Origin of the sequence: Haloarcula terrestris, assembly GCF_031624315.1 — an archaeon.
Taxonomy (GTDB): Archaea; Halobacteriota; Halobacteria; order Halobacteriales; family Haloarculaceae; genus Haloarcula; species Haloarcula terrestris.
Map to the genome: position 1 here is coordinate 1 of NZ_JAMQOM010000030.1, position 6,720 is coordinate 6,720.

At 55.9% G+C, this 6,720-nt stretch carries 7 protein-coding genes and 3 pseudogenes; 3 read left to right on the plus strand and 7 right to left on the minus strand.

Features of this window, described 5'->3' with window-relative positions; genetic code table 11:
- Positions 1–211: 211 nt before the first annotated feature.
- From NDI54_RS21320 to NDI54_RS21340, 5 genes and pseudogenes are all read right to left on the minus strand, one after another.
- A complete protein-coding gene (locus NDI54_RS21320) occupies positions 212–598 on the minus strand; it encodes a DUF302 domain-containing protein (protein ID WP_310898321.1) in 387 nt (128 codons plus the stop codon).
- Between the two features lie 93 nt (positions 599–691).
- On the minus strand, positions 692–1,120 hold the full coding sequence (locus NDI54_RS21325) for a pyridoxamine 5'-phosphate oxidase family protein (RefSeq protein WP_310898322.1): 429 nt from the start codon (positions 1,118–1,120) through the stop codon (positions 692–694).
- 135 nt (positions 1,121–1,255) lie between these two features.
- Complete coding sequence (locus NDI54_RS21330; protein ID WP_310898323.1) at positions 1,256–1,504, minus strand: hypothetical protein; 249 nt, start codon at positions 1,502–1,504, stop codon at positions 1,256–1,258.
- Positions 1,505–1,544: 40 nt separating this feature from the next.
- Positions 1,545–1,889: a hypothetical protein gene (locus NDI54_RS21335; protein WP_310898324.1), complete on the minus strand. Its 345-nt coding sequence runs from the start codon at positions 1,887–1,889 to the stop codon at positions 1,545–1,547.
- Between the two features lie 60 nt (positions 1,890–1,949).
- Positions 1,950–2,620: pseudogene (locus NDI54_RS21340) on the minus strand (CoA-binding protein); the annotation flags it as partial.
- A gap of 208 nt (positions 2,621–2,828) precedes the next feature.
- Here NDI54_RS21340 and NDI54_RS21345 point away from each other — a divergent pair.
- The 3 genes and pseudogenes from NDI54_RS21345 (at position 2,829) to NDI54_RS21355 (ending at position 5,398) form a co-directional block, all read left to right on the plus strand.
- The gene (locus NDI54_RS21345; protein ID WP_310898326.1) at positions 2,829–4,220 is read left to right on the plus strand and encodes a sodium-dependent transporter; all 1,392 of its coding nucleotides are present in this window, start codon (positions 2,829–2,831) and stop codon (positions 4,218–4,220) included.
- A gap of 93 nt (positions 4,221–4,313) precedes the next feature.
- Positions 4,314–4,589: pseudogene (locus tag NDI54_RS21350) on the plus strand (transposase); the annotation flags it as partial.
- 377 nt (positions 4,590–4,966) lie between these two features.
- Entirely contained in the window at positions 4,967–5,398 is a 432-nt protein-coding gene (locus tag NDI54_RS21355; protein WP_310898327.1) for a universal stress protein, read from the plus strand.
- Between the two features lie 41 nt (positions 5,399–5,439).
- On the opposite strand, the gene NDI54_RS21360 is transcribed toward NDI54_RS21355, so the two are convergent.
- Entirely contained in the window at positions 5,440–6,294 is an 855-nt protein-coding gene (locus tag NDI54_RS21360; protein ID WP_310898328.1) for a universal stress protein, read from the minus strand.
- 331 nt (positions 6,295–6,625) lie between these two features.
- Positions 6,626–6,720 (minus strand): annotated as a pseudogene (locus tag NDI54_RS21365) (IS5/IS1182 family transposase); the annotation flags it as partial.

Below are 6,720 nucleotides of genomic sequence, written 5' to 3' on the forward strand. Positions count from 1 at the left end.
TTTAGCTAACTGAACGACTTTGCTCGTGAAGCGGGAGATCTTCGACATAGAGCATCGGCGGTTTCCCGCTTCAACTTCCTAGTTCTGACGGTCGAAGCCGACGCTGTCCAGCGATTCACCAGAGCCAGGCCGGGTAATAAACATATGCCGGGCCAGAGCACTCATCGTAGTGTCAACCCATTTGAGACGGGTTCATGACTCCCTCAGGGAACTACAGCGAATCCAGAACCCGCTTGAAACGTTCCTCAACTTCTTGGGCAATCGAATCCAAAGCGGGATTATTTGCTACCCCGACCAGTTGTCCCGGATCAACGGCACTGACGACGGTGTCGCCGTTGTCTGCCTCGTACACGACGACGTTGCACGGTAGCAAAGTCCCGAGTTCGAGTTCCTCCGTGAGTCCTTGGTGGGCTAACTTCGGATTGCACGCACCGAGGATGCGGTAACGTCGGAAGTCCTCGTCGAGTTTCTCCCGCAACGTTGCTTGGACATCGATGTCACAGAGAACGCCGAACCCCTCGTCCTCAAGCGCACTAATCGTCGACTCGACAACTCCATCAAAGTCCTTGTCGACTCGCTTGTACAGGGTATATCCCATACTACACATACTACGTGTCTGGTCTTGACTGATTCGGTGATCCTGGTCATAGAATAGCAAAACGTCTCTCACCGACGGCTGGTGAGCTACCTACTAGGCTGTTTTCCGACCGATTACGGTCTCCATCCCTAGGTCATAGAGAGAGAACCCGACGCTCTCGACTGCTTCGTCGAACAGCCGAAACGGCTGAAACCACTCGTTGAGTGTCGTCTCATCGACATCTCCCTCCCATCTATCGATCGGCCCGCGAATTTGGATACTCCACGACTCATCTGTTGATGCCTCGTAACACACGAACGTGGCAGTCTCGGTCGTCTCCAGGAATCTCCCCTTCTCACTATCGTCGTCGTGCTTACTCACTCGAAGCAAAAACCGGTCACCATCGTAGTGATAGCTCAGTGGAATCGCGTACGCTTCGTTGTTCGCTGCCAATCCGAGGACACCGTGTTCGCCTGCTTGGAGATAGTCATCGATGTCGGACTCGGTCATTCCGCTGGTGTATACGTATTCGACGTGCTCCATAGGGAACTGCACGTGACGGAAACCCAAATAGACTCCTCGACTATGAGGGTTGACTGTGGAGTAGGTCCTCTTTAGCCCAAAATACATCAACCGCACAACGTCGAGGTGCTCACTTCCTCCGCCACCGCTCGGCGCTTAACTCCTCAGGTTGAGAGGACGTGTACTCACCGTCGTGGAAGTGGTTACACGGCCTGTTTCTCCACTGAGGGTGATTGTCGCCACCACCTCTTCTCGGAGGGAGGGTTTCAGGGCGCTCATGTGGCGGGCTCCCATCCAGTCGGTAGATGTGATCTTCCTGCTCCCGTCGGCGGAAGAGCGCTCCTCCTCGGGGAGGTCATTGAGTCGAATCATCTGCTCGTGGATAGTGCCGTCGACTGTGACCACAACGGCTCCGTCGCAGTTGAGGGCCACCGGCCGGGTAGCCTCAAAAAACGAATCGCAGGTCACCGATGAGTTCGGCCAACTCTTCGAACTCAAACAGAGCTGTGGGGACAGAGAGAACGACTACTCCGCCGACGGTATCGGCGCCCAGAACGACATCAAGAGTTCGCAGGAATCGATCAAGATCCGCATCACCAATGATATCGAGCGGATTCGTCACGTCGGCCCCGTCCGGGAGCAGCGTCTCGAGTTCAGTGCGTAGGTCGTCTTCGAACTCGGCGATCGTCAGCCACGAATCAACGATGGCGTCCGTCGTCAGTACGCCCGGCCCGCCCCCGTTTGTGACAACGGCGATGTCGTCGCGTTCGAGGAGTGGTTGGCCGCTCACTACCCGGCCGACGTCGAACACTTCCTGGATATTCATCGTACGCAGGACGCCTGCTTGGTAGGCCTGATCACTGCCCGCAATCGAGCCGGTATGCGATGCTGCAGCCTCAGCTCCGGCTTTCGTTCGACCTTGATCACGACAATCGGAGTGTGGGCTGTCACCTCCCGGGCCGTTTCAATGAACGCCCGGCCATCGTCGATATTCTCGAGATATGCGAGGATGACATCGGTATCCGGATCCCTGCCCCACTCGTCGATGAGATCGACCTCATCGAGAACAGCTTCGTTGCCCAAGGAGACGACGTTATTGAACCCGATGCCGTGTTGGGTCGCCCAGCCGAGTACCGCCGAAATGAAGGCCCCGGATTGGCTCATGAGCGAAATAGACCCCTCTCGGGGAGTCCCACGGAGAAATGTCGCATTCAGCCCGTTCGACGTATTGATGACGCCGACACAGTTTGGGCCGATCAAATTGAGATCATACTGTTCGGCAACCGCTGTCAATTCACGCTCTCGTTGTTCGCCTTCGATCCCACGTTCACTGAACCCAGCCGTGATGACGACGACGTTCGGGATGTCCACCTCTCCCGCCTGACGGACGACATCAACCACGAGGTTGGCTGGGACGACAACGATGGCTAAATCCAGAGACCGGGGATCCGGCGCTGCACTGATCTCTGCGTAACAGTCAATTCCGAGTATGGTCTTCCGGTTCGGGTTGATCGGAACCACCCCCCGTCGAATTCGGAGAGATTCTACACCAAGAGCTGAATCACGGTCCCATAGCTAGATCGGGAGCCCCATCGATCAACCGGGACGCCGTAATTTAGGCCAATACTTGAGATCGTAGTTTCTGAGTGATTACAACCGCCTCCTATGTATCACCGGTCCAATCTGGGTTGGGTTATATGTTAACAGCCAGACAAGCACAGTTGAGACTATGCAGGCAGCACGATGGTCATCTCAAGCTGGCTTTCTTCTCGCGACCGTCGGCGCAGCCGTTGGCTTAGGTAACATCTGGCGATTCTCCGCAGTCGTCGGCCAGAACGGTGGCGGCGCCTATCTGATCCCCTATCTAATCGCGGCCTTCCTCTGTGCGGTTCCGATGCTCATTCTCGAACTCTCTATCGGACGCCGTCTCCGGACAGATGTCGTCTCAGCATTCCGATCGGTCAAGGTAGAATATACACCACTTGGATGGCTCATCCTCGGCGGTGTCCTCCTCATCTTGAGCTATTATCTCGTGCTCACAGGATGGGTACTTGGATTCTTTCTCTCCTGGCTTGCTGGCTCGCAGACGACATTCGAATCGTTCACCGCTAGCTGGCTTCCGATCGGATACTTCGTCGTCGCGACGGTGGTAACCGGAGGAGTCGTCTCGATGGGCGTCCGGGGTGGTATCGAACGGATGGCGAAAGTCGTGATGCCGACCGTGTTCGCGCTTCTCATTGCACTTGCGCTGTACGCGGTGACGCTCGCGGAGTGGGACCGAGCCGCTGTGTTTCTATTCACACCCGACTTCTCAGTGCTCACAGACCTCGGTATCTGGAGTGCCGCCTTCGGGCAAGTCTTCTTCTCTCTGTCTGTCGGGCAGGGAATCATGCTTACGTACGGGAGCTACGTCGAGGAAGGAGCAGACCTGTTCAAATCATCATTCGTGATTACGATTGCCGATATCGCCGCGGCGCTGGTCGCTGGTCTCGTTATTTTCCCGATCGTATTCAGTTTCGGTCTTCAGCCGACGCTCGGGACGGAACTCGCATTCACGACGCTCCCTACGGCGTTCGCGACGATGCCGTTCGGCAGGATCGTCGCCGTCGGGTTCTTCGGTCTCCTCTTTTTTGCCGCCTTGTCCTCGGCCGTGGCTCTGCTCGAGGTTGGCGTTGCTGCCGCCGAAAGCACGACGCGACTTTCCCGCCCCCGGGCGACACTATTCCTGACCGGCGGGGTGTTCGTGGCCGGTATCCCGTCTGCCTTGAGCTATAGTCCGATTAATCTCGCTGTTGCAGGTCGCCCCATTCTGGATCTGGTTGACGAGTCTGTCGGAACATTTGCTCTGCCAATCTCGGCGCTTCTTATCGTGTTCGTCTTCGTCTGGGCAACCGATATTGAGACTGTTCACGAGGAACTTGGACAGTTCTATCCGGTGGTTCGATATCTGATTCCGGTCGTTCTCGTTGTGATCACTACTGCCCGGACCGTCGGAATCGCTCGACCGGCATGGCGGCTCATCGTTGATCACACTCGAAACGGTCCACTTGGTCTCCTCGTCACAGCTGTTCTCTTGCTCGCCTTCGCTATCTTGGGTTGGGAACTTCGTGATCGACTCTAGATCACCCTTCTCCCAGTCGGGGTATTGACTCGCAGTCCTCATGCGGAGACACCGGAGGAGCAACAATTCAGTCAGTAGAACTTCTGTGGTCCCATCACCACTATTTACTCGACTACCTCGAAGAAACACGACGCCAAGATCGGCCCGCAGGTCGCCCGCCGGAACGCAGGCGACCTGCAAACCCTCGCTGCTGACAAAGGATACGACGCGAAAGCCTTCGGCGACGAACTCCGTCACAACGGCATCCGCCCGCTGATCAAACACCGTCTGTTCAGCTCACTCGATCACGCTCACAACGCCCGCATGGACAGTGATCGGTACCACCAACGATCCATGTTTGAAACCGTCTTCTCAAGCATCAACCACACCGGTTAGCGGGAAGAGAACGATTGGAAGGAGGCTGGTCACTGGGATCGGGATCGCTTCGGTTATCCACCAGGCTGCGATCCAGAGAGTGCTTGCGAGCGCTGCATTTGCGGACGGCGAGATGGTAACGGGAGAAACAGGAGAAAGCCAGTGAACAGTGCTGGTCCCAGAACCAATCCGACCTGCTGTCGGGTGGCGAGAGTAGAGAAGCGACTGTGAAGGACCATTTCTGAGACTGAGTTAGTTTACGAGGGGTGTGAACGGCTACACGGCACGTATCAGTGAAGCTTCGGGTGCGAAAACAATTGTACGAGGGAAGCAGTCCCGAATATGGTTTGCCAGCCCCTGGTTCTTTGCTCCGCTACACGTAGCTGGATGTGATGTACGATCGGATTCTCATCGCCACGGATGGAAGTGATAATGCGCAGCGCGCGACACACCAGGCTCTCGATTTGGCTCGGCAGTATGGAGCCAAACTCCACGCAGTCTATGTCATCGAAACCAGAACAGGGTACGATAACGCAATCGTCGATCCCGACACTGTCCGGCAGAACCTTCGAGAAGATGGAGAAAAGGCACTGACGGCCGTTGAGACGGAGGGGGAGCCTGATGTTTCCGTTATCACCTCGGTTCGAGAGGGGGTCCCACATGAAGAGCTTCTCTCGTACATTGTGGATCAGGGAATCGATCTCGCAGTCATGGGTGCCAAAGGTCGATCCGCTTTCAAGACGATTCTGCTTGGAAGCACAACGGAGGCACTTCTACGGGCAGATCAAGTTCCTGTTTTGGTGGTTAATAGCGCTGGCGAGTGAGTCACTTGATGTTGCATCGCTCTATACGCTCCCGTGTATCATCAGGCATCTTGGTCTTTCAGGGCTTTACGGGTCAAAATGACCGAACTGGCAGCTGCCCGCCCAACGCCTTCGGCGACCGACCCGACGAGCTTTCGCTTGAGAAATGGGTCGCGTGTCGCGCCGAGGATAGTGAGATCATGGTCTGCAGTTTCGTCTGTGATTGCACCCGCAACGTGGTCTCTTCGGAGTGTTGTTGACTCGGCTCTGACATCCATGTCGCTGAGGGAAGAACCGTAGTTCTGGAGAAGTGCTGAGGTATCCTCCTGTGTCAAGTCATCTGCATCGGGGTGAGTAACGTGAAGAAGGTGGACAGGCGCGTCATGCTGTGCTGCGATTGTACCGGCAAGTTCGACAGCCAGCTTACAGTGTGGCCCACCTGCGACTGGAACTAAGATGGAGTCAATTTCTCTCGAAGGAGTGCGGATGCGTTTGACGAAGACGTCACATGGTGCTTCACCGAGAATTCGGTCGAGGAAACTCCCCAATATGATGTCGCGCCGCCGAGGACGTCCGCGCCATCCGACGAACAGGGCGTCAGCGTCGTGCACATCGACTGCTCCCACGATTCCGGTCGCAATGTCCCGCGCATAGCGCATCCGTGATTCGACAGTGACATCAGCGTCTTTGGCTTGTTCGACTGCCTCATTGAGGAGCCGTACCTCTTCACCATCGTCGTCGATAAGACTGTCACCCGAGGAGAGAGGGACCTGGGGCGGGACCTCGACAACGTGTAATAGGACGATTCGCATTGACTCGCCGTGGGCGATATCGATAGCCGTGTCCAGTAATCGCTCGACCGTTTCTGGATTCGCTACAGGTACCAGAAGCGTCCTGCTCGGAGTTTCTTTGGCCATGGCGATTACTTCGTTTGGACAATACATTAACGCTCTCACGACCCCATTTCAGAAACAGACGTAGGAGTCACTTAGCCGCTCGTTGGAGTCGAATCAGGAGATAGGCCAAGACACCGATACAAACGAGGAACGCGGCGGAGACGAGCGTTCGGTCCAGCGTACTATCAGACAGTGTATGCCAGTCAGTGAAATCGAACCCGAGGAACAACTGTGAGGCGATAATTGCGACGAGAACCGGAGGAAGGCGGTATTTCGTCGACGTGGTAGTCAATCGCTTGATGCGCGGTACCTGAATCTTCGGCCGTGGTGAATCGCCAGACGTAGCTTGATTTCACTGTTTCAGAGATTGCTTGATGTTGTGAACTGCACACATCAGGACAAGTTCACGAAATTCACCGTACCAACTTCGCGCACGCACGGCGTCGC